Below are 19,011 nucleotides of genomic sequence, written 5' to 3'. Positions count from 1 at the left end.
GATATGACGATCCTGAGCCGTACTCGGGCTTACTTAAGGGGGGCCGACGGCGATTACCCTTTCCCTCCTGGCCCCTGCCCAACTCATCGGAACGCGAGATACATGACCGTCAACGACGATGTCCTGCTTGTCCACGGCGGAACCCCGCTGGAGGGCGAGATCCGTGTCCGCGGTGCGAAGAACCTCGTACCGAAGGCCATGGTCGCCGCCCTGCTGGGCAGCGCGCCGAGTCGACTGCGCAACGTACCGGACATCCGTGACGTGCGTGTCGTACGCGGTCTGCTGCAACTGCACGGTGTGACGGTCCGTCCGGGTGAGGAACCGGGCGAGTTGGTGATGGATCCGTCGCACGTGGAGAGCGCGAACGTCGCTGACATCGATGCCCACGCGGGTTCGAGCCGTATCCCGATCCTGCTGTGCGGTCCGCTGCTGCACCGCCTCGGCCACGCCTTCATCCCCGGCCTCGGCGGCTGCGACATCGGCGGCCGTCCCATCGACTTCCACTTCGAGGTGCTGCGCCAGTTCGGCGCGACCATCGAGAAGCGGGCCGACGGACAGTACCTGGAGGCTCCGCAGCGGCTGCGCGGTACGAAGATCCGGCTGCCGTACCCGTCCGTGGGCGCGACCGAGCAGGTGCTGCTGACGGCCGTGCTGGCGGAGGGCGTCACGGAGCTGTCCAACGCCGCGGTGGAGCCCGAGATCGAGGACCTCATCTGCGTCCTGCAGAAGATGGGCGCCATCATCGCGATGGACACCGACCGCACCATCCGCGTCACCGGTGTGGACTCGCTCGGCGGCTACACCCACCGCGCCCTCCCGGACCGCCTGGAGGCCGCCTCGTGGGCGTCCGCGGCGCTCGCCACCGAGGGCAACATCTACGTCCGCGGCGCCCAGCAGCGCTCGATGATGACGTTCCTCAACACCTACCGGAAGGTGGGCGGTGCCTTCGAGATCGACGACGAGGGCATCCGGTTCTGGCACCCCGGTGGCCAGTTGAAGTCCATCGCCCTGGAGACGGACGTGCACCCGGGCTTCCAGACGGACTGGCAGCAGCCGCTGGTGGTGGCCCTCACGCAGGCGACGGGCCTGTCCATCATCCACGAGACGGTCTACGAGTCCCGGCTCGGCTTCACCTCCGCGCTGAACCAGATGGGCGCACACATCCAGCTGTACCGCGAATGCCTGGGCGGCTCCGACTGCCGCTTCGGCCAGCGCAACTTCCTGCACTCGGCGGTCGTCTCCGGCCCCACCAAGCTCCAGGGCGCCGACCTGGTCATCCCCGACCTGCGCGGCGGCTTCTCCTACCTCATCGCGGCCCTCGCGGCCCAGGGCACGTCCCGGGTCCACGGCATCGACCTCATCAACCGGGGTTACGAGAACTTCATGGAGAAACTGGTCGAGCTGGGCGCGAAGGTGGAGCTGCCGGGCAAGGCCCTCGGATAGCGGCCGGCCGCGCATACGCCGATGGGGCGGTCACCCGGTACCGGGTGACCGCCCCATCGGCGTTGGTACAGCGCCCTGAAAGGGGGCGCGGGGAACTGCGCGACCAGCCGGGACGGGCCCGCAGTCGCCCACGGCGCCACGCCACGACGGCGCTCGGGCGAACCCTTACTTACCCTTGGCGGCTTCCTTGAGCTTGCTGCCCGCGGAGACCTTCACGCTGTAGCCGGCGGGGATCTGGATCGGGTCGCCGGTCTGCGGGTTGCGGGCGGTGCGAGCGGCACGGTGGGTGCGCTCGAAGGTCAGGAAGCCGGGGATCGTGACCTTCTCGTCGCCCTTGGCGACGACCTCGCCGACGGTCTCGGCGAACGCGGCCAGCACGGCGTCGGCGTCCTTGCGGGTCACCTCGGCGCGGTCGGCCAGCGCGGCCACCAGCTCACTGCGGTTCATGTTGTTACTCCCGTGTTCATTTGCCTTGAGGCGTGCCACGCGGCGGAGCCGCATGTCGGGCACAGCGATGTCGATGCTGCCAGGGTCCTCGGTGGGTCCCCGGACCCGGGTCCATGGTTCAGACCCCTTGCGCCCAGGGACGCATCCTGCCCCTACCTGCGGCGGGAAAGCCAATCCGGCACCCGGAGGAGTCGTGAGAACACCCGTGGGAGTCACACGAAGAGAGGGCCTGAGCCTGGCCGTCACGATAAACGCCGTCCGAAGGCCCCAGGTTCCACGACGCGCCGTCACAAGGGCTTGCCGTGGCGATCCTCACAGCCCACGCACACTTTTCGGGGCTGTGAGGCACCGAACCCCGGCGATCACTCGCCGGACGTCACCGCGGACACCGCTTTCGCGGCCTCCCGCACCGCACCGGCGACCGCGCCGGCGACCTTGTCGTTGAACACGCTCGGGATGATGTAGTTCGGGTTCAGCTCGTCCTCGGTCACCACGTCCGCCAGCGCCTTCGCGGCGGCCAGCATCATGTCGGTGTTGACCGTGCGGGACTGCGCGTCCAGCAGACCGCGGAAGACACCCGGGAAGACCAGCACGTTGTTGATCTGGTTCGGGAAGTCGGAGCGGCCCGTGGCCACAACTGCCGCCGTCTGACGGGCGATTGCCGGGTCAACCTCGGGGTCCGGGTTCGCGAGCGCGAACACGATGGCGCCCTCGGCCATGGCGGCCACGTCGTCACCGTCGAGCACGTTCGGGGCCGACACACCGATGAAGACGTCGGCGCCGCGCACGGCCTCCTTCAGGGTGCCGGTCAGGCCCTCGGGGTTGGTGTTGTCGGCGATCCAGCGCAGCGGCGAGTCCGCCGGGGCCTGACGCAGGTCGTCGCGGCCCGCGTGCACGACGCCGTGGATGTCGGCGACGACGGCGTTCTTCACACCGGCGGCGAGCAGCAGCTTGAGGATGGCCGTACCGGCGGCGCCGGCGCCGGACATGACGACGCGGATGTTCTCGATCGGCTTGCCCGCCACACGCAGGGCGTTGGTGAGGGCGGCCAGGACGACGATCGCGGTGCCGTGCTGGTCGTCATGGAAGACGGGGATGTCGAGGGCCTCGCGCAGCCGGGCCTCGATCTCGAAGCAGCGCGGCGCGGAGATGTCCTCCAGGTTGATGCCGGCGAACCCGGGGGCGATCGCCTTGACGATCTCGACGATCGCGTCGGTGTCCTGGGTGTCCAGGCAGATCGGCCAGGCGTCGATGCCGGCGAACCGCTTGAAGAGGGCCGCCTTGCCCTCCATGACGGGCAGCGCGGCCTTCGGGCCGATGTTGCCGAGACCGAGCACGGCCGAGCCGTCCGTCACAACCGCAACGGAGTTGCGCTTGATGGTCAGACGCCGGGCGTCCTCGGGGTTCTCGGCGATCGCCATGCAGACGCGGGCCACGCCGGGCGTGTAGACCATGGACAGGTCGTCACGGTTGCGGATGGGGTGCTTCGACGCCATCTCGATCTTGCCGCCGAGGTGCATCAGGAACGTACGGTCGGAGACCTTGCCGAGCGTGACGCCCTCGATCAGGCGCAGCTGCTCGACGATCTCGTCGGCGTGCGCGGTGGAGGTGGCGGCGATGGTGACGTCGATACGGAGCTTCTCGTGGCCGGACGCGGTCACGTCGAGGCCGGTGACCGAGCCTCCGTGGGACTCCACGGCCGTGGTGAGCTGGGAGACCGCGGTTCCGCTCGCGGGCACCTCCAGCCGGACCGTCATCGAGTAGGAGACGCTGGGCGCCGTTGCCATGGCCGACTTCCTCTGCTTTCACCGTATAGCTGAGATGTGCCGTCCGATCGTCGCACCTACCGCCGAGTAGGAGTTAGCCGGGCTTGAATTGCGAACGTATTGTTCGCCACGTCTCCTGCTGAGCCCGCTCAAGGAGTCCGCTTCTGCGTCCGCTTCCGCGCCCACTCATGAGAGAGACCCACGTCACCGGGTGACGTGGGTCCCTTCTCTACGTTCATGACACCGACCCGCCATGCTCGCCTCGCGGCAAGTGGTCGCTCGTAGCGACGATGGTTGGGCCCGGGGGCTTGGATCGAGCCGGTGCCACACCCAGGCTAACAAACAGATCCCATAAGGCCATTCCCGCACCGCCACCCCGCCGGAACGCGGTTTCCGGATCGGTCGGGATCGGTCCGGAAAGGTCCGGATCAGTCCCTGAGCAGGTCGGGCACCCCGAAGGCATCCGGTTCGTCCCGCTCCCCCGACACGACCGTCAGCTGCTGGGTGGCCCGGGTCAGGGCGACGTACAGCACACGCAGCCCGGCCGGTGACTCGTCCGCGATCTCGGCCGGGGAGACGACGATCGTGGCGTCGTACTCCAGGCCCTTGGCTTCCAGACTGCCCAGCGCCACGACCCTCCCCCAGTCTCGGCTTCGCTCGACCGGGGGGACCCCCGTGCCGAGCCCGGCGAGCCACTTGGCCGCCTCCTCGCGCCGCTGCATGGCGACGACCACACCGACGGTTCCGTCGACCTGGTCCAGCAGCCGGGCGGCCTCGTCGCGCACGGTCTGTGCGAGGGACTCGCCCACGACCGAGAAGCGGGGCCGGACGCCGGTGGAGCGGACGGCCGCCGGTGCTGTGGAGCCGGGCATGGCGAGGGCCAGGACCTTCGAGGCCAGCTCGGCGATCTCGGCGGGGTTGCGGTAGTTCACGGTGAGCTCGAAGCGGCGCCGGGGGCGGGTGCCGAGGGCCTCGTCGCGGGCCTCGGCGGCCTCGTCGACGTCGGACCAGGAGGACTGGGCCGGGTCGCCGACGACCGTCCAGGTGGCGTGCCGGCCGCGGCGGCCGACCATGCGCCACTGCATCGGCGTGAGGTCCTGGGCCTCGTCGACGATGACATGGGCGTACTCGGTGCGCTCGGCGGCCAGCCGCTCGGCGCGCTCGCGCTGCGACTCCTCACGCACCGGCATCAGCTCCTCCAGACCGGTGAGCTGGTCCAGCGGGTCGAGGTCCCGCTTCTTCCGCGGGCGGGCGGGGACGCCGAGGATCGCCTGGAGCTCGTCGAGCATGGCGATGTCGTGCACGGACAGGCCGTCCCGTCTCAGGGAACGGGCCACCTTGCGGACCTCGCCGGGGTTGAGGATCCGGCGGGCCCAGCGGCCGAGGCGGCGCTCGTCGGCCATCGCCGCGAGGACCGCCTTCGGGGTGAGCTCCGGCCACCAGGCGTCGAGGAAGGCGAGGAAGCTGTCCTCCGAGGTCACGTCCTCGTCGAAGGAGGAGCGCAGCTCGGCGGCGAGCTCCGGGTCGGTGTGCCGGGTGGCGCCGCCCGACTGTGCCCACAGGGCGTCGAGCAGCAGCTTGCGGGCGCGCGGGCGCAGCAGATTCACGGGGGCCGTGCCGCCGAGGGCGGTACGGCGGATACGTTCCAGCGCGTCGGCCTCCAGCTCCAGCCGGCGCCCGAAGGCGACCACGCGCAACCGGGTGGGCGGTCCGGCGAGGCGCCGCGCGGACACGCCGGTGCGGTCGTCGCCCGAGGCGCGGCCCGTGTCACCGCCGGAGTCCTCGCCCATGTCCTCGCCGAGGGCGAGCTGTCCCGCCCGGCCCTGACCGGTGCCGCCTCCGGGCCCCAGTTCCAGCGCGCCCCGCGCCGCCTTCCGCAGCACCTTGAGCATGCGGTACGAGCCCTTGGCGCGGGCGGTGGCCGGGGAGTCGTACAGCGTGGCCTCGGCGCCGTCGACCAGGGAGCCGATCGCCCGGATGGCGACCTGCCCCTCCTCGCCGAGGGACGGGAGCACGCCCTCCGTGTACGCCACCAGCAGCGGGGTCGGCGAGACGATCAGGATGCCGCCGGAGTAGCGGCGCCGGTCCTGGTAGAGCAGGTAGGCGGCGCGGTGCAGGGCGACGGCGGTCTTGCCGGTGCCCGGGCCGCCCTCGACGTACGTCACCGAGGCAGCGGGGGCGCGGATGACCAGGTCCTGCTCGGCCTGGATGGACGCCACGATGTCCCGCATGGTGTGGCTGCGGGCCTGGCCGAGGGCGGCCATGAGGGCGCCGTCACCGATGACGGGCAGCTCGTCGCCGCCGATGAAGGCCCGCAGCTCGGGGCGCATCAGGTCGTCCTCGACGCCGAGCACCTTGCGGCCCTTGGAACGAATGACCCGGCGCCGTACGACGCGGCCGGGGTCGACCGGGGTGGAGCGGTAGAACGGCGCCGCGGCCGGGGCCCGCCAGTCGATGACCAGGGGGGCGTAGTCGGCGTCGAGCACGCCGATGCGGCCGATGTGCAGGGTCTCGGCGATGTCGGCGGTGTTGTCCTCGCGGACCGCGCCCTCGGCCGGCTCGACGGCGGTGTACGCGCCGTCGGGCCCCTTCTTGCCGTCCTTGCCGAGCAGCAGGTCGATACGCCCGAAGAGGAAGTCCTCGAACTCGTTGTTGAGCCGGTTGAGGTGGACGCCCGCGCGGAAGACCTGCGCGTCGCGCTCGGCGAGCGCGCCGGGCGTGCCGACCTGGCCGCGCTTGGCCGCGTCGTTCATCAGGAACTCGGCCTCGTGGATCTTCTCCTCGAGACGCCGGTACACCCGGTCCAGGTGTTCCTGTTCGACGCCGATCTCTCGATCTCTCAGGGAGTCTTCGAGCGCGGTTTCCTGTTGAGCCTGAGCGGCCACCGGGCCCCCTTCTGACGTGCTGGGCAGCCGTCAACCGTACGCGAAGGGGACCCGGAAAAGCTACGGCACGGCCTAGGAGCGGCCTAGGATCTGTCCTATACGTCGACCTCGGCGAGCTTGTTCCCGTCGAAGTCCATGACCTCCACATGGTCGACGTCGTCCGGGGACATGGACACACCGCCGCTGACGTAGAGCGGGTTCCTGGCCTGCTCGGTCTTGGCGTCCGGGATGCCGTAACCCCACTTCGGGACGGACCAGGAGGCGGCGGTCTCGCGTTCGCCGTCCTTGCTGACGAAGATCAGGGAGCACTTGAGCGGGCCCTTGACCCCCTTGAGCTCGAGGGCCGTCTCGGTGCCCCAGAGCTTCTCCGACATGGCGACGGTCGCGCTGACGCCGGACCCCGGGTCGCTTCCCGAAGCCTTGGTCTCCATGCTGTCGAACAGATCCTTGGCGGGGTTGGCCGCCTGCACGGTCCGGTTGGCCTCGCCACCGCCGTCTTCGGAACCGCCGCCGTTCGTCGCCACGGCCACGAAGGGGCCGCCGACGATGAGCGCGGCAGCCGCGGCGACCATGTAGAAGCTGCGCCGGCGCTTCTGGGCGCGGCGCTCGGCGACCTCGTCGACGAGCTTGTTCACCAGCCGCGGGCTGGGCTTGGCCGACAGGGAGTCGCCGATGGCGGGAGTGCCGGCACCGGGCAGGTCCGCGAGCGCGGCCAGCATCGGTTCCATTCCCGCGAGCTCGTCCAGTTGCTGTGCGCACCATTCGCACGTCGCGAGGTGGGCTTCGAAAGCGGTTGCCTCGGCGTCGTCGAGAATCCCGAGGGCGTAGGCGCCGACGGTCTCGTGCTCGCTCGGAACCGGATGTCCCTGCATGGGTCCAGACATACCCGAACCGCCCATCCCGAATCCCTGGTTACCCCCGTAAACACTCATCACGCCGTCACCCCCCGCTCCTCCAGAGCCAGCTTCATCGACCGCAGGGCGTAGAACACCCTGGAACGGACCGTGCCGCTGGGTATCCCCAGCGTCTCGGCCGCCTCATTGACGGTACGCCCCTTGAAGTACGTCTCGACCAGAACCTCCCGGTGAGCTGGGGTCAGGTCGTCGAGCGCGTCCGACAGCGTCATCAGCCACAGCGCCTTGTCGATCTCGTCCTCCGCGGGGATGACCTCCAGCGGCGACGGGTCGACCTCCTGCGGCCGGGCCTGCCGGCTGCGGTGGCCGTCGATGACGATGCGCCGGGCGACCGTCACCAGCCAGGGGCGTACCGATCCGGTCGCTCGATTGAGCTGTCCGGCGTTCTTCCAGGCACGGATGAGCGTCTCCTGCACGACGTCCTCTGCTCGTTGCCGATCACCGGCGACCAGTCGAAGGACATACGCAAGGAGGGGTCCGGCGTGCTCTCTGTACAGCGCACGCATCAGCTCCTCATCAGGTTCCGAGGGCTGGGACATGCGATGTCGGGCCCTCGATCCACGTTCATTGGCCACGACGGAATCCTTGCGCACGCCCACCTCCGATGTCCGGGGGTTCCCCCAGTCGGTCGCTCGACCACCTTTACGTGAGGGGTGGGTTGAGTGTTCAAACCGAGAAGACAGTTTTCTTCGGAGTGACGTGACGAGGGGGGACATGGCAGCACATTCCAACCGCGCGATCTTTACATATCCGTCACATCGGCAAGATCGATTCTGCGCTTCCCTACGGGTGCGTAGGTAAACGACATGTAATCGAAATCACTTCGATACGCGTTTCACAGAAGCCGCATAACGGACGGTCAGGCGCGGGAGAGGGCCGCGCGGCGACGATGCCGGGCCACTCTTTCCCGGTTCCCGCAGACCTCACTGGAGCACCAGCGCCTCCTGCGTCCCCGGGACGTATCGACATAGACGATCGGACAGTTGTCACCCTCGCACTCCCTCAGCCCGGCCCGTGCGAGCGGATCCGTGAGCAGCTCGACCGCGTCCCGCGCGATGGCGCCGAGCAGCGCGGCGCACTCGGGCGGCTGATCCAACTCACGCACGAGGGTGCCGTCTTCACCCCGCCGGGCCCGGGGCGCCGGCGGCGCGACGCGGGCGAGGTCGTTCACCTGGGCCAGCGCGATGTCGTACGACGGCCAGGGCTCGGGTGCGAGTCCGCCGCCGCGTACCAACTGACCGACCCGGCCGCGCAGTTCCCGGAACGCGACGAGCCAGGAGGCGTCGGCGTGTGCCAGCGGTGTGCCCGGTGGGACGAGTCCGGAACGGGCGATCCAGGCGCACAGCACCTCCACCGAGTCGAACCGTTCGCCGGGGTGCGTGGTCGCGAGGAGATCCAGACAGATCCGCCCGGCGTCGAACCGGGGCTCGTACGCGCCCGTGACCGTACCCAGTGCCATGTGCCTGTCACCGCCTAGGGGTCACCCCGGTCAGAAGGGGTCGGTGAGATGCCGTGAGGAGAGCTGGGGGAACCGTTCCCTCTAACAGTGCCTGCCCACCGGCACAGCCGGAACCCCTCGTACCGGCGGTTGGCGCGTGGACGACCGCTTATGCGCACGCGCGGGACGACCATGTCCGGGGCGGCGCCGGGCCCGTTGACTGGAGGGCATGACACGAAGCAACGCCGTCACCGGAGCCGTGCTGGGTGCGGCGACCGTCACGACCGGGCTGATCGCCGGGGCCTTCTACGTCTTCTCCTGCGGGGTGATGCCGGGGCTGGCCCGCAGCGACGACCGGATGTACGTCGCGGTCATGCGCGACATCAACGACGTGATCCAGAACCCGGTGTTCTTCCTGAGCTTCCTCGGAGCGCTGGTGCTGACGGGAGTGTCGGCGTGGCAGCTGCGCGCGACGCCGTACCGGAGGTGGGTGTGGACGGCGGTGGCGGCGTACGCGATGGCCTTCCTGGTGACCGTGACCTTCAACGTCCCGCTGAACGACGAGCTGGCCGGGACGGGTGACCCGGCCGCGCTGCGGGCCCGGTTCGAAGGACCGTGGGTGGCGTGGAACGCGGCGCGCGCGGTGCTGTCGACGGTGGCACTGGGGTGCCTCGGGCGGGCACTGGTGGGGTACGGCCGGGCGGGGACGGCACCTGGCCGGGGGCGGGCGGGACAGGGCCGGGGGAAACGGGCGGATCGGTCAGGACAGGGGCCGGCGGAAACGGCCGGATCGGTCAGGAGAGGGGCCGGGGAAAACGGCCGGAGCGGTCGGGCACAGCCGGGCTCAAGCGGACGCAACCGGGCGTAGGCCGGATCACGGCCGGGCTCAGGGCGGGTCACAGCCGGGGGGCAGGGCGGGGCACAGCCGGGCTCAGGCCGGATCACAACCAGACTCAGGCCGGACGCAACGCGGGTCAGGCGGATGAAGGTGGGCTCAGGCGGGACATATCCCGGCTCTGGCGTGACACTGCACGGCTCAGGCCGGGACACAGCCGCGCTCAGGCCGGACGCAACGCGGGTCAGACGGGGAACAGCCATGCCAAGGCGGGACACAACCCGGCTCAAGACGGGCGCAACCGGGCTCTGGCGTCACACGGCCGGGCTCAAGAAGGACGCAACCCGGCTCAGGTGACACAGCCGTGCACAAGCCGGGCGCACCTGGGCTCAGGCGGGATACATGTGGGCCCAGGCGGGAAAAGCACGGGCTCAGCTGGGGCCCAGGCGGGCACGGGCAGTTGACGGCGGCTTCACGCGTCCGCGTATGTCGCGTCGGCCGCCGGATCCAGCGCCAGTCGGTACCCCCGCTTCACCACCGTCTGGATCAACTTCGGCGTCCCCAGAGCCGTCCGCAGCCGGGCCATCGCCGTCTCCACCGCGTGCTCGTCCCGCCCCGCCCCCGGCAGGGCCCGCAGCAGATCCGCCCGGGCGACCACCCAACCCGGCCGCCGGGCCAGCGACCGCAACAGGGACATGCCGGCCGGCGGCACGGGCCTCAGCACCCCGTCGACGAGGACCGCGTGCCCCCGGATCTCCACCTGATGCCCGGCCACCGGCAACGACCGGGCCCGGCCCGGAAGTTCCTGGCAGAGGAGCTGTACGAGCGGTCCGAGCCGGAAGCGCTCGGGCTGCACGGTCGCCACGCCGCGCGCCTGGAGCGGCAGGGCGGTGACCGGTCCCACGCAGGCCGCGAGCACGTCGTGGTTGAGCGCCGAGAGCAGTTCGGCCAGCAGCCCGCGCTCCTCGGCACGGGCCAGCAGCGACACGGCCGCGGGCGCGCTGGTGAACGTGACGGCATCCAGACCGCGCGAGACGGCCGCGTCCAGCAGACGGTCGACCGGACCGAGGTCCTCCGGCGGCAGCCACCGGTACACCGGCACCCCGAGCACCTCCGCTCCCCCGGCCCGCAGCGACTCCACGAACCCCGGCAGCGGCTCACCGTGCAGCTGTACGGCGACCCGGCGGCCGTCGACACCCTCCGCCAGGAGCCGGTCCAGCACCTCGGCCAGCGATTCGCTGGACGGCGACCACTCCTCGGTGAGCCCGGCGGCCCGGACCGCCCCCTTGACCTTGGGCCCGCGCGCGAGCAGTTCGACCTCGCGCAGCCGGGCCAGCAGGTCCTCGCCCAGTCCCCACCCGTCGGCGGCCTCGATCCAGCCCCGGAAGCCGATCGCGGTGGTGGCGACCACCACGTCCGGCGTCCGCTCGATGATCTCCTTGGTGGCGGCGAGCAGCTCGCTGTCGTCGGCGAGCGGCACGATGCGCAGGGCGGGGGCGTGCAGAACGGAGGCGCCGCGCCGCTGGAGCAGCGCGCCGAGCTCGTCGGCCCGGCGCGCTGCGGTCACGCCCACGGTGAAGCCCGCGAGGGGCCCGTGTTCTGGTTGCTGCTGTTCGTCGTACATAACTCTCGTCCCGCACTCGAGTCGTGGTGCCTGCCTCAGGCTGCCGCACCGAAGGTGGTCCCTGAACGCACCCTTGGTGGTTACACCTGCATGCCGAGCGAGCCTGTCAACGGTGCGTGACAGGCTCGGTTCGGCTTGATGTCGGCGGTGTTACGTCACACCTCGGCGTAGCTGAGCTGCGGCTTTTCGTCGGAGGCCGGTGTGGCGTGCGTCTCCGGGGCGACCGGGCGGCGAAGGTATACAGCCCAGGTGACCAGGAAGCAGACGCCGTAGAAGGCGAGGAAGCTGATGAAAGCGCCGGTTCCGGAGCCCACGGTGAGGAAGGACTGGCGGAAGGCGAGGTTGATGCCGAGGCCGCCGATCGCTCCCACCGCGCCGATGAGCCCCATGGAGGCACCGGAGAGCCGACGGCCGTAGGCAGCGGCCTCGTCCCCTTCCAGCCCCTTGGCCAGGGCCTTCGCGTGGAAGATGCCGGGGATCATCTTGAAGGTCGAGCCGTTGCCGAGGCCGCTCAGCACGAACAGGGCGATGAACGCGGTGGTGAACAGGGGCAGCGACTCCTGCATCGAGGCCACGATGATCACGGAGGTTGCCGCGGCCATGGCGACGTAGTTCCACAGGCTGATCCTGGCGCCGCCGAACCGGTCGGCGAGCGCGCCGCCGAGGGGGCGGATCAGGGAGCCGAGCAGCGGACCGATGAAGGTGACGTAGGCGGCCTGGAGCGGCGTACGTCCGAACTGTGTCTGCAGGACCAGCCCGAACGCGAAGCTGTAGCCGATGAACGAACCGAAGGTACCGATGTAGAGGAAGGACATGATCCAGGTGTGGGGGTCCTTCGCGGCGTCCTTGGCGGCTCCGGTGTCGTTCTTGACGGACGAGATGCTGTCCATCTTGAACCAGGCGAGGACGGCGGCGACCACGATGAGCGGGATGTAGATGCCGAGCAGCAGGCGGGGGCCGCCGCCGGCACCGATGACCGCCAGACCGATCAGCTGCACGACGGGGACGCCGATGTTGCCGCCACCGGCGTTCAGACCGAGCGCCCACCCCTTCTTGCGGAGCGGGAAGAAGGCGTTGATGTTGGTCATGCTGGAGGCGAAGTTCCCGCCACCGACGCCGGCCAGCATCGCGCACACCAGGAAGGTGGTGAACGACGTCCCCGGCTCCATGACGCTGAAGGCCGCGACCGTCGGCAGGAGCAGCAGGCTGGCCGAGATCACCGTCCAGGCGCGGCCGCCGAAGACGGCGACGGCGAAGGTGTACGGGACGCGCACGACGGCGCCGACCAGGGTGGCCATGGAGACGATGACGAACTTGTCCGCCGGGGTGAGCCCGTACTCCGGCCCCATGAACAGCACCATCACCGACCACAGGGTCCAGATCGAGAACCCGATGTGCTCGGAGAGGACCGAGAAGAAGAGGTTGCGCTTGGCGACCTTCTCCCCCGTCTCGTTCCAGAAGGTCTCGTCCTCGGGGTCCCAGTGATCGATCCAGCGGCCTCCCTTGCTCGAGGCGGGGGCTGTGCTAGGGGCTGTCATGTCGCCTCCACGGTCTTCGGGCTCGCTCGCGCTGCTCGGTCGCGCTACGAGTGGCTGATTCCGAAGGTAGGCAGGATGCGTTTCCGTGCTGTGGCGACGAATGACCGTGAAGGAACTTTGCTCTCACGGGGTGGGGTGAGGGGATGAGAGGTCGCCCCGTCCGCTCCCCCGCCCCCCATGCGGCTCAGTGCTGCGGGGGCTGCCAGTGGGGGTTCTGCTGGTGGTGCGGCGGCTGGGGCTGATGGGGCTGATGGGGCTGCAGCTGACCGTAGGGCTGCTGGGAGGCACCGTAGGAGCCCGGGCCGTGCTGGCCGGGGGCGGGCTGGTTGCCAAAGGGGCCGGGTGCCGGGGCCGGCGGCTGGGCGGGGTACGAAGCGGGGGCGGCGGGCTGACCGGCATACGGGCCGGGAACGGGCTGGCCGTAACCGGCCGGGGCACCCGGTGCCGGGGGCTGATTGCCGTAAGGGCCCGGCGCGCCCGCGGGAGCAGGCGCGCGACCTCCGTAGGGACCGGCGGCGAAGGGGTTGCCGTGGCCGGGCAGGTGACCACCGGGCGGGAGGTACCGCACCCGACCCGTCTCGTCCGTGATCGGCGTGAATCCCGCGGCCTGGAGCCGGCCCGCGAACTTGGCGTTGCGTTTACGGGTGACGACGAGACCGATCCCGAGCAGCGCGAGGAGCCCGGCCCAGCCGAGACCGCCGAAGAGAACGGCGTCCGCGTCCCCACCGGCCTTGACGACGGCGATGACGAATCCGAGCGTGATACCGCCCGCCGCCCACCACATCCGCTTCTCGGCGTTCTTGCCGGTGAGGTCGAAGTTGATGCGGGCCTTGAGAAGTTCGAAGGCGTCGGGCACGAGCGGCGGCACCGAGACCCCGTCCCCGGCGTTCGGAAACTGAGCCCAGTTCTGCGCGGCGCGGGCGCGGGCCTGGGGGCTGGGGTCGGGCACGATCAGCATGACGAGCGCGTTGTTGCGCCCGCCGCTCTGCCGTACGTCCATGTACTCGTAGCCGAACTGCTGGGCGACGAAGGCGAGCCGGGCGAGCTTCTTCACGGAGGCCATGGCACTGGTGAGCTCAACGGGCTCCCCGCTCGCCATCAGCCGCAGCATCTTCTGCACTTGCCGCTTGCTCATCAGCCACCCACTCCCCACCGGCCCACACCGACGGCCCCGTTCCCTTCCGCAACCCGGTCAGTGTTCCATGGAAGGGAAGTGCCTCCAGCGCCGGGCCGTCGCCGGGTCCAGCCCACCCCCAGGGCGGCGGGGCCCGGCGAGATTCCGTGCCCGCGGTGAGGGGGGCGTAGGTGCTGTCAGCGACGGGCCCGGTGGCCGCCCCGTCTGCGCGAGCCGTCCGGCCACAGCCGCAGCTTCCGCCCGGCTGCCAAGTCCTCCGCCCAGCCGAAGCACACGACGCAGGCGCCGATGAGTACCCAGGTGAAGGCAAGGACCGGCCACGGGCTCTCCAGGAGCCAGGAGAAGTGCGTCCACATGACGTCGATGTCCCAGAGGCGGTCCCACAGGGTCGCGGCCACGAGGATGCAGGTGGTGTGCCAGAGGTAGATCGTCACCGCGCGGGAGTTGAGCAGGGTGATCAGGCGGTCCCAGCGGCGCAGGCGGTGGGGCCATTCGGACCAGGTCGGGCTGATGTGCAGGAGCAGCAGGACCGTGCCGAAGGACCACAGGGCCTGGGCCAGGGGCATGCTGTCCAGGTCGTTGCCCTCGCCGAAGTCGTGGCGCAGGGCGTACCAGAGCCCGGCGGCGGCGAGGATCGGGGCGATGGACGGCACGACGTAGAGCGGGAGTCGGCGCAGAACGCCCTCCTGGTGTGCCATACCGAGGATCCAGCAGGCGCCGAACGTGGTGAAGTCCGTGAGCGCGGACGGAATGCGCTCGCCGGGCAGGTCGAGGTACCCCAGCTCGAACGCCGCCGACAGGGCGAGGGGGGCGAGGAGCGTCACCAGCGGCAGCGCCCGCAGGGCCTTGAGCATCAGCGGTGAGAGCAGGACGTACCAGAGGTAGGCGCGGACGTACCAGAGCGGTCCGGCGAGTTCCGCGGCCCAGTTCTCGCCGATGAGGCCGTGGAGGCCGGGCAGGCCCTCGGCGTACGGCGGGTCGCTCAACGGGACGATCCAGTAGACGAGATGGAGCCACCACCAGCCCGGGTGGCCGTCGGCGTCCGGACCCCACCCTTGGATCACCATGCCGGTGACACCGACCACGCCCAGCAGCCAGAGCGGGGGCAGCAGGCGGCGCATGCGGCCCCTGATGACCTGCATGGGCGGACGCCTGAGGGAGCGGGCCATGAGGTTGCCGGCGAGGGCGAACATCACGCCCATCGACGGGAAGAGGAGAGGGAGCCAGGCCCAGCCCGTCAGGTGGTACAGGACCACGCGGAAGAGGGCGAGGGCGCGCAGTAAGTCGAAGTAGCGGTCGCGGGCCGGTGCCGGGCGGGGCCCGTCCTCCGGCTGCGTGGCGGCCGGGACCGGGGCCGGCGTCGGCTTCGCGTGCAGGGCGCCGGCCGCCGTCGGCATGGACGGTTCGACCGAAGGCGACGTCATCCGACCGGCCTCTCGTCCCTGACCTGCTGCCGCTGGGCCGGCACGGTCGGCGGGGCCGACACCCCGCCCTTGCGGCGCAGCTTCTGCCAGCGCAGCCGGCCGCCGGTGAGGGCCGTGATCCAGGACTGGAGGAGTACGACGTACATGAGCTGGCGGTAGAGGATCTGCTGGAGCGGCAGCGAGATGAGCGGGGTCAGGCGCTCGCGGTCCAGGACGAACGCGTAGGCCGCGCAGACCGCCTGGACGGCGAGGACGCCGAACCAGGCCAGGATCGTCTTGTCGGTGGGGCCGAAGACCAGGCCGTATACGAGGAAGACGTCGATCAGCGGGGCCAGCAGCGGGGCCAGGACCATGAAGAGGGACACGAGCGGCAGGCCCACCCTGCCGAACCGGCCCGAGGGGCCCCGTTCCACCAGGGCCCGGCGGTGCTTCCAGATCGCCTGCATGGTGCCGTACGACCAGCGGTAGCGCTGCGACCACAGCTGCTGGACCGACTCGGGCGCCTCGGTCCAGGCGCGGGCCTTCTCGGCGTACACCACGCGCCAGCCGTCGCGGTGGATCGCCATGGTGATGTCGGTGTCCTCGGCGAGCGTGTCGTCGCTCATGCCGCCGACCCGTTCCAGGGCCGCGCGCCGGAACGCCCCGACGGCGCCCGGGATCGTCGGCATGCACTGGAGGACGTCGTACATACGGCGGTCCAGGTTGAAGCCCATCACGTACTCGATGTGCTGCCAGGCGCCGATGAGGGTGTCCTTGTTGCCGACCTTGGCGTTGCCGGCGACCGCGCCGACGCGCGGGTCGGCGAAGGGCTGGACCAGTTCACGGACGGTGGACGGCTCGAAGACGGTGTCGCCGTCCATCATCACGATCAGGTCGTGACGGGCGTTCGCCACACCGCGGTTGAGTGCGGCGGGCTTGCCCGCGTTGAGCTGTCTGATCACCCGTACGTTCGGCAGCGCGAGGCCCTCCACGAGCCGGGCCGTGCCGTCGCTGGAGCCGTCGTCGATGACGATGATCTCGATGGGGTGCTCGCTCTTCATCAGCGAGTGCACGGTGTTCTCGATGCACTTGGCCTCGTTGTACGCCGGGACCAGCACCGACACCGGTTCGGTGACCGGCGCGTCGGGGCCCCAGGTGAAGTCCCGGCGGCGGGTGCGGCGGGTGTGGATGCCGGACAGCAGCAGCATCAGGCCGAAGCGGGCGAAGACGAGGAAGCCGATGGCCGCCAGGCCGACGACGAGGATCGCGGTGACGTTGTCGGAGATGTCGACCACGAAGACCCAGGCCCGGCCCTTCCACAGTTCGAGGCCGCTGACCTCGGTGTGCGCGCTGGGGGCCTTGAGGGCTTCGGTGAGGTTCTGGAACCGGTAGCCGCGGCTCTTGAGTTCGGGGATGAGCCGGTCCAGCGCCTGGACCGTCTGGTGCCGTTCGCCACCGGAGTCGTGCATCAGGACGATCGCGCCCTTGCCGGGCTCGGGCGTGGAGTTGCGGATGATCCGCTCGACGCCCGGCTTGCGCCAGTCCTCGCTGTCCATGTTGTTGACGATCGTGATGTAGCCACGGCTGCCGATGTACTCGGTCACCGGCCAGGAGTTGTTGTCCATGCTCCCCGCCTGGGCGGAGTACGGCGGCCGGAACAGCGAGCTGCGGATGCCGGCCGCGCCCGCGAGCGCGAGCTGGTTCTGGGACAGCTCCCAGTCGATGCGCTTCTTCGACTGGTAGGAGAGATCGGGGTGGTTGAAGGTGTGCAGGCCGATCTCGTGCCCCTCGTCCACCATGCGCTGGACGAGTTCGGGATGGCGGGAGGCCATCGTGCCGGTGATGAAGAAGACCGCGTGCGCGTCGTTGCGCTTCAGTGCGTCCAGCACCTTCGGCGTCCACTCGGGGTCCGGGCCGTCGTCGAAGGTGAGGACGACGCTGTCGTCCGGCACGCTCAGCGTGGTGGACCGGCCGCCGCGGGTGTCGATGACCGGCCCGCCCTCGAGAACCTCCCGCGGGACCTTGTCGTTGGCCGCGGCGGGCCGCACCCGGTGGTCGGCGAGGATCTCGCTGTGGACGTAGCCCCGCAGCATCAGCATCGCCATCAGGGCGACGAGAACGAACGCGGGCAGGAGCAGGCGCATGGGCACACGGCGGCGCCGGGAGCCGTCGCGGGCCGCGGGTGCGGACCCGGGACGGCGGGTGCGGGATGCCATCAGAGGACGTACTCCGGGGACGGGGCGGCGGGCGAGGAGGCGGTGTCGGCCGGCTCCTGCGCGACGGGCGTGGGGTCGCTCGGGCCGTTCGCGACGGTCCCGCCCGCGGGTTCCTCCGTGGTCGGGGTGTCGGTCGGCGTTTCGGTGGGGCCGCCGCCGTCGGTCGGGGTCGGTTCGGGACGGGGCGTGCCGGGCTCGGCGGGCGGGTCGGGGTCCGGGGTGGGATCCGTGCCGGGGCCCTGGGTGTTCTTGGTCGCGCTCGGCTTCGGAGCGGTGGACCGGCCCGGCTCCTCGGCGTCGGCCGCCGCGTCCGGCGTGCTGGCGGCGGGTCCCGTGGACGGGGTGGCGTCGGCGGTGGCCGTCGGGGAGGTCCCCGGCAGGACGTCGCCGGTGCCGGTGGACTCCTGCGGGGCCGACTCGGCGGGCAGCGGCGGGGTGTCGACCTGGCCGGCCGGCTTCTCCTCGGGGCGCTCCACGGGCAGCCAGGGCGCGTCGGAGTTGCCGGACAGGACCGTGGCGACGATGACCACGGCGTAGACCGCGCAGGCCAGGGCCACGGCCATGCCGATACGGCGGAAGCGGCGGCTGCGGCGGCCCGACTCGTCGACGAACACCGGTCCGTCGGAGCTCTCGCCGCCGCCCGGGGCGTCCTTGGCCGCGCTCAGCACGGTGTCGCGCTGGAGGGAGACGCCGTCGAGCTGGATGGTGACCTCGTGCGGGTCGTGGGTGGCGCCGGGGCCGTCGGGCCGCGCGGGGTCGGTGCCGCCCTCGGGGTCGCTCGCGGGATCGCCCGCGGGATCGCCCTCGGAGGCGCACGCGGGGTCGCCCTCGCAGGAGTCGGACTCGGCCCACGGGTCGCGGACGGCGGTTGCGGGCGAGGCGGAGTTCGCGGTCGCCACGGGCGTGGCGCCGGATGCGCCGCGCGAGCGGAGCCGCTTCGTCCGGGGGACGGGGGACGCGGACACGCCCTTGTCCGTCCCGGACACGGACACCTCCGTGTCCGTCCCGGCCGCGCCGGTCGGGCGCACGTCCGCGTCGGGACCGCTCAAGACTTCCGTGTCACTTTTGGCTGAATAGGCACGCCGGCCGCCGGGAAGCACCTCGGTCTCCCCTGCCGCCTCGACCGCATGGGTGTCGAGTCTCGGACCAGCCGGCGAGGAGCCGCCCCCGGGCCCTGATGCGACCTCGGGCCACTCCGGTTGGGCGTCTTCTTGCCACTTCTTCACGCGCACGCACATCCCCCCACAGGACCGTTCCGGGTGCGCGTACGACCCTGAGCACCGTCGCCGTACCGAGCCCCCACCCGGCCGAGCGCCCCCCTTACCACAATGTGCTCAGACAGAGAATGTAGCGCACGGGGAGGTTTC

General features: G+C 70.7%; 14 protein-coding genes. 2 read left to right on the top strand and 12 right to left on the bottom strand.

Going from position 1 to position 19,011, the window contains the following annotated elements; all coding sequences use genetic code 11:
- The first annotated feature begins 102 nt into the window (after positions 1–102).
- Positions 103–1,443 carry a UDP-N-acetylglucosamine 1-carboxyvinyltransferase gene (murA, locus tag ACHBTE_RS16500; RefSeq protein WP_217214737.1) on the top strand — a complete coding sequence of 447 codons (1,341 nt, stop codon included), beginning with the start codon at positions 103–105 and terminating at the stop codon, positions 1,441–1,443.
- A 165-nt stretch (positions 1,444–1,608) separates the two neighbouring features.
- Here murA and ACHBTE_RS16495 read toward each other — a convergent pair whose 3' ends face one another.
- The 6 genes from ACHBTE_RS16495 to ACHBTE_RS16470 all read right to left on the bottom strand — a co-directional run bounded on the left by ACHBTE_RS16495 (position 1,609) and on the right by ACHBTE_RS16470 (position 8,914).
- Positions 1,609–1,890, bottom strand: a complete 282-nt coding sequence (locus ACHBTE_RS16495) for an HU family DNA-binding protein (protein WP_007498188.1) — start codon at positions 1,888–1,890, stop codon at positions 1,609–1,611.
- 362 nt (positions 1,891–2,252) lie between these two features.
- Complete coding sequence (locus ACHBTE_RS16490; protein ID WP_394724615.1) at positions 2,253–3,677, bottom strand: NAD-dependent malic enzyme; 1,425 nt, start codon at positions 3,675–3,677, stop codon at positions 2,253–2,255.
- 407 nt (positions 3,678–4,084) lie between these two features.
- Positions 4,085–6,541 (bottom strand): HelD family protein, encoded by a 2,457-nt coding sequence (locus ACHBTE_RS16485; protein WP_394724614.1) that lies wholly within the window; start codon positions 6,539–6,541, stop codon positions 4,085–4,087.
- 95 nt (positions 6,542–6,636) lie between these two features.
- Positions 6,637–7,473, bottom strand: a complete 837-nt coding sequence (locus ACHBTE_RS16480) for an anti-sigma factor family protein (RefSeq protein ID WP_394724613.1) — start codon at positions 7,471–7,473, stop codon at positions 6,637–6,639.
- Positions 7,473–7,994, bottom strand: coding sequence for a sigma-70 family RNA polymerase sigma factor (locus tag ACHBTE_RS16475; RefSeq protein ID WP_010039908.1), 522 nt, complete (start codon positions 7,992–7,994; stop codon positions 7,473–7,475). The genes ACHBTE_RS16480 and ACHBTE_RS16475 overlap by 1 nt, the downstream gene beginning before the upstream one ends.
- 320 nt (positions 7,995–8,314) lie before the next feature.
- Positions 8,315–8,914, bottom strand: coding sequence for a CGNR zinc finger domain-containing protein (locus ACHBTE_RS16470; RefSeq protein ID WP_394724612.1), 600 nt, complete (start codon positions 8,912–8,914; stop codon positions 8,315–8,317).
- A 208-nt stretch (positions 8,915–9,122) separates the two neighbouring features.
- Between ACHBTE_RS16470 and ACHBTE_RS16465 the strand changes: the two genes are divergently transcribed.
- On the top strand, positions 9,123–9,761 hold the full coding sequence (locus ACHBTE_RS16465) for a DUF1772 domain-containing protein (protein WP_394724611.1): 639 nt from the start codon (positions 9,123–9,125) through the stop codon (positions 9,759–9,761).
- Positions 9,762–10,200: 439 nt separating this feature from the next.
- Here the strand turns inward: ACHBTE_RS16465 and ACHBTE_RS16460 are convergent, their stop codons facing one another.
- The 6 genes from ACHBTE_RS16460 to ACHBTE_RS16435 form a co-directional block, all read right to left on the bottom strand.
- Positions 10,201–11,352 carry a uroporphyrinogen-III synthase gene (locus tag ACHBTE_RS16460; RefSeq protein WP_394724610.1) on the bottom strand — a complete coding sequence of 384 codons (1,152 nt, stop codon included), beginning with the start codon at positions 11,350–11,352 and terminating at the stop codon, positions 10,201–10,203.
- Positions 11,353–11,507: 155 nt separating this feature from the next.
- Positions 11,508–12,890: a nitrate/nitrite transporter gene (locus ACHBTE_RS16455; RefSeq protein WP_394724609.1), complete on the bottom strand. Its 1,383-nt coding sequence runs from the start codon at positions 12,888–12,890 to the stop codon at positions 11,508–11,510.
- Positions 12,891–13,074: 184 nt separating this feature from the next.
- Positions 13,075–14,025 (bottom strand): hypothetical protein, encoded by a 951-nt coding sequence (locus ACHBTE_RS16450; protein WP_394724608.1) that lies wholly within the window; start codon positions 14,023–14,025, stop codon positions 13,075–13,077.
- A 176-nt stretch (positions 14,026–14,201) separates the two neighbouring features.
- Positions 14,202–15,422 (bottom strand): acyltransferase, encoded by a 1,221-nt coding sequence (locus tag ACHBTE_RS16445; protein WP_394724721.1) that lies wholly within the window; start codon positions 15,420–15,422, stop codon positions 14,202–14,204.
- Positions 15,423–15,445: 23 nt separating this feature from the next.
- Positions 15,446–17,644, bottom strand: a complete 2,199-nt coding sequence (locus tag ACHBTE_RS16440) for a bifunctional polysaccharide deacetylase/glycosyltransferase family 2 protein (protein ID WP_394724607.1) — start codon at positions 17,642–17,644, stop codon at positions 15,446–15,448.
- Positions 17,644–18,693, bottom strand: coding sequence for a hypothetical protein (locus ACHBTE_RS16435; protein ID WP_394724606.1), 1,050 nt, complete (start codon positions 18,691–18,693; stop codon positions 17,644–17,646). The genes ACHBTE_RS16440 and ACHBTE_RS16435 overlap by 1 nt, the downstream gene beginning before the upstream one ends.
- Positions 18,694–19,011: the final 318 nt, after the last annotated feature.

Source organism: Streptomyces sp. M41 (genome assembly GCF_043673425.1).
GTDB lineage: Bacteria > Actinomycetota > Actinomycetes > Streptomycetales > Streptomycetaceae > Streptomyces.
Note: the sequence above shows the minus strand (reverse complement) of the source record. Positions and strands in the feature narration are given on the sequence as shown.

Excerpts from the sequence above, each read along its gene's own strand:
- murA (WP_217214737.1), top strand. The coding sequence starts at position 103 with ATGACCGTCAACGACGATGTCCTGCTTGTCCACGGCGGAACCCCGCTG.
- ACHBTE_RS16495 (WP_007498188.1), bottom strand. The coding sequence starts at position 1,890 with ATGAACCGCAGTGAGCTGGTGGCCGCGCTGGCCGACCGCGCCGAGGTG.
- ACHBTE_RS16490 (WP_394724615.1), bottom strand. The coding sequence starts at position 3,677 with ATGGCAACGGCGCCCAGCGTCTCCTACTCGATGACGGTCCGGCTGGAG.
- ACHBTE_RS16480 (WP_394724613.1), bottom strand. The coding sequence starts at position 7,473 with ATGAGTGTTTACGGGGGTAACCAGGGATTCGGGATGGGCGGTTCGGGT.
- ACHBTE_RS16475 (WP_010039908.1), bottom strand. The coding sequence starts at position 7,994 with ATGTCCCAGCCCTCGGAACCTGATGAGGAGCTGATGCGTGCGCTGTAC.
- ACHBTE_RS16470 (WP_394724612.1), bottom strand. The coding sequence starts at position 8,914 with ATGGCACTGGGTACGGTCACGGGCGCGTACGAGCCCCGGTTCGACGCC.
- ACHBTE_RS16465 (WP_394724611.1), top strand. The coding sequence starts at position 9,123 with ATGACACGAAGCAACGCCGTCACCGGAGCCGTGCTGGGTGCGGCGACC.
- ACHBTE_RS16460 (WP_394724610.1), bottom strand. The coding sequence starts at position 11,352 with ATGTACGACGAACAGCAGCAACCAGAACACGGGCCCCTCGCGGGCTTC.
- ACHBTE_RS16455 (WP_394724609.1), bottom strand. The coding sequence starts at position 12,890 with ATGACAGCCCCTAGCACAGCCCCCGCCTCGAGCAAGGGAGGCCGCTGG.
- ACHBTE_RS16450 (WP_394724608.1), bottom strand. The coding sequence starts at position 14,025 with ATGAGCAAGCGGCAAGTGCAGAAGATGCTGCGGCTGATGGCGAGCGGG.
- ACHBTE_RS16445 (WP_394724721.1), bottom strand. The coding sequence starts at position 15,422 with ATGCCGACGGCGGCCGGCGCCCTGCACGCGAAGCCGACGCCGGCCCCG.
- ACHBTE_RS16440 (WP_394724607.1), bottom strand. The coding sequence starts at position 17,644 with ATGGCATCCCGCACCCGCCGTCCCGGGTCCGCACCCGCGGCCCGCGAC.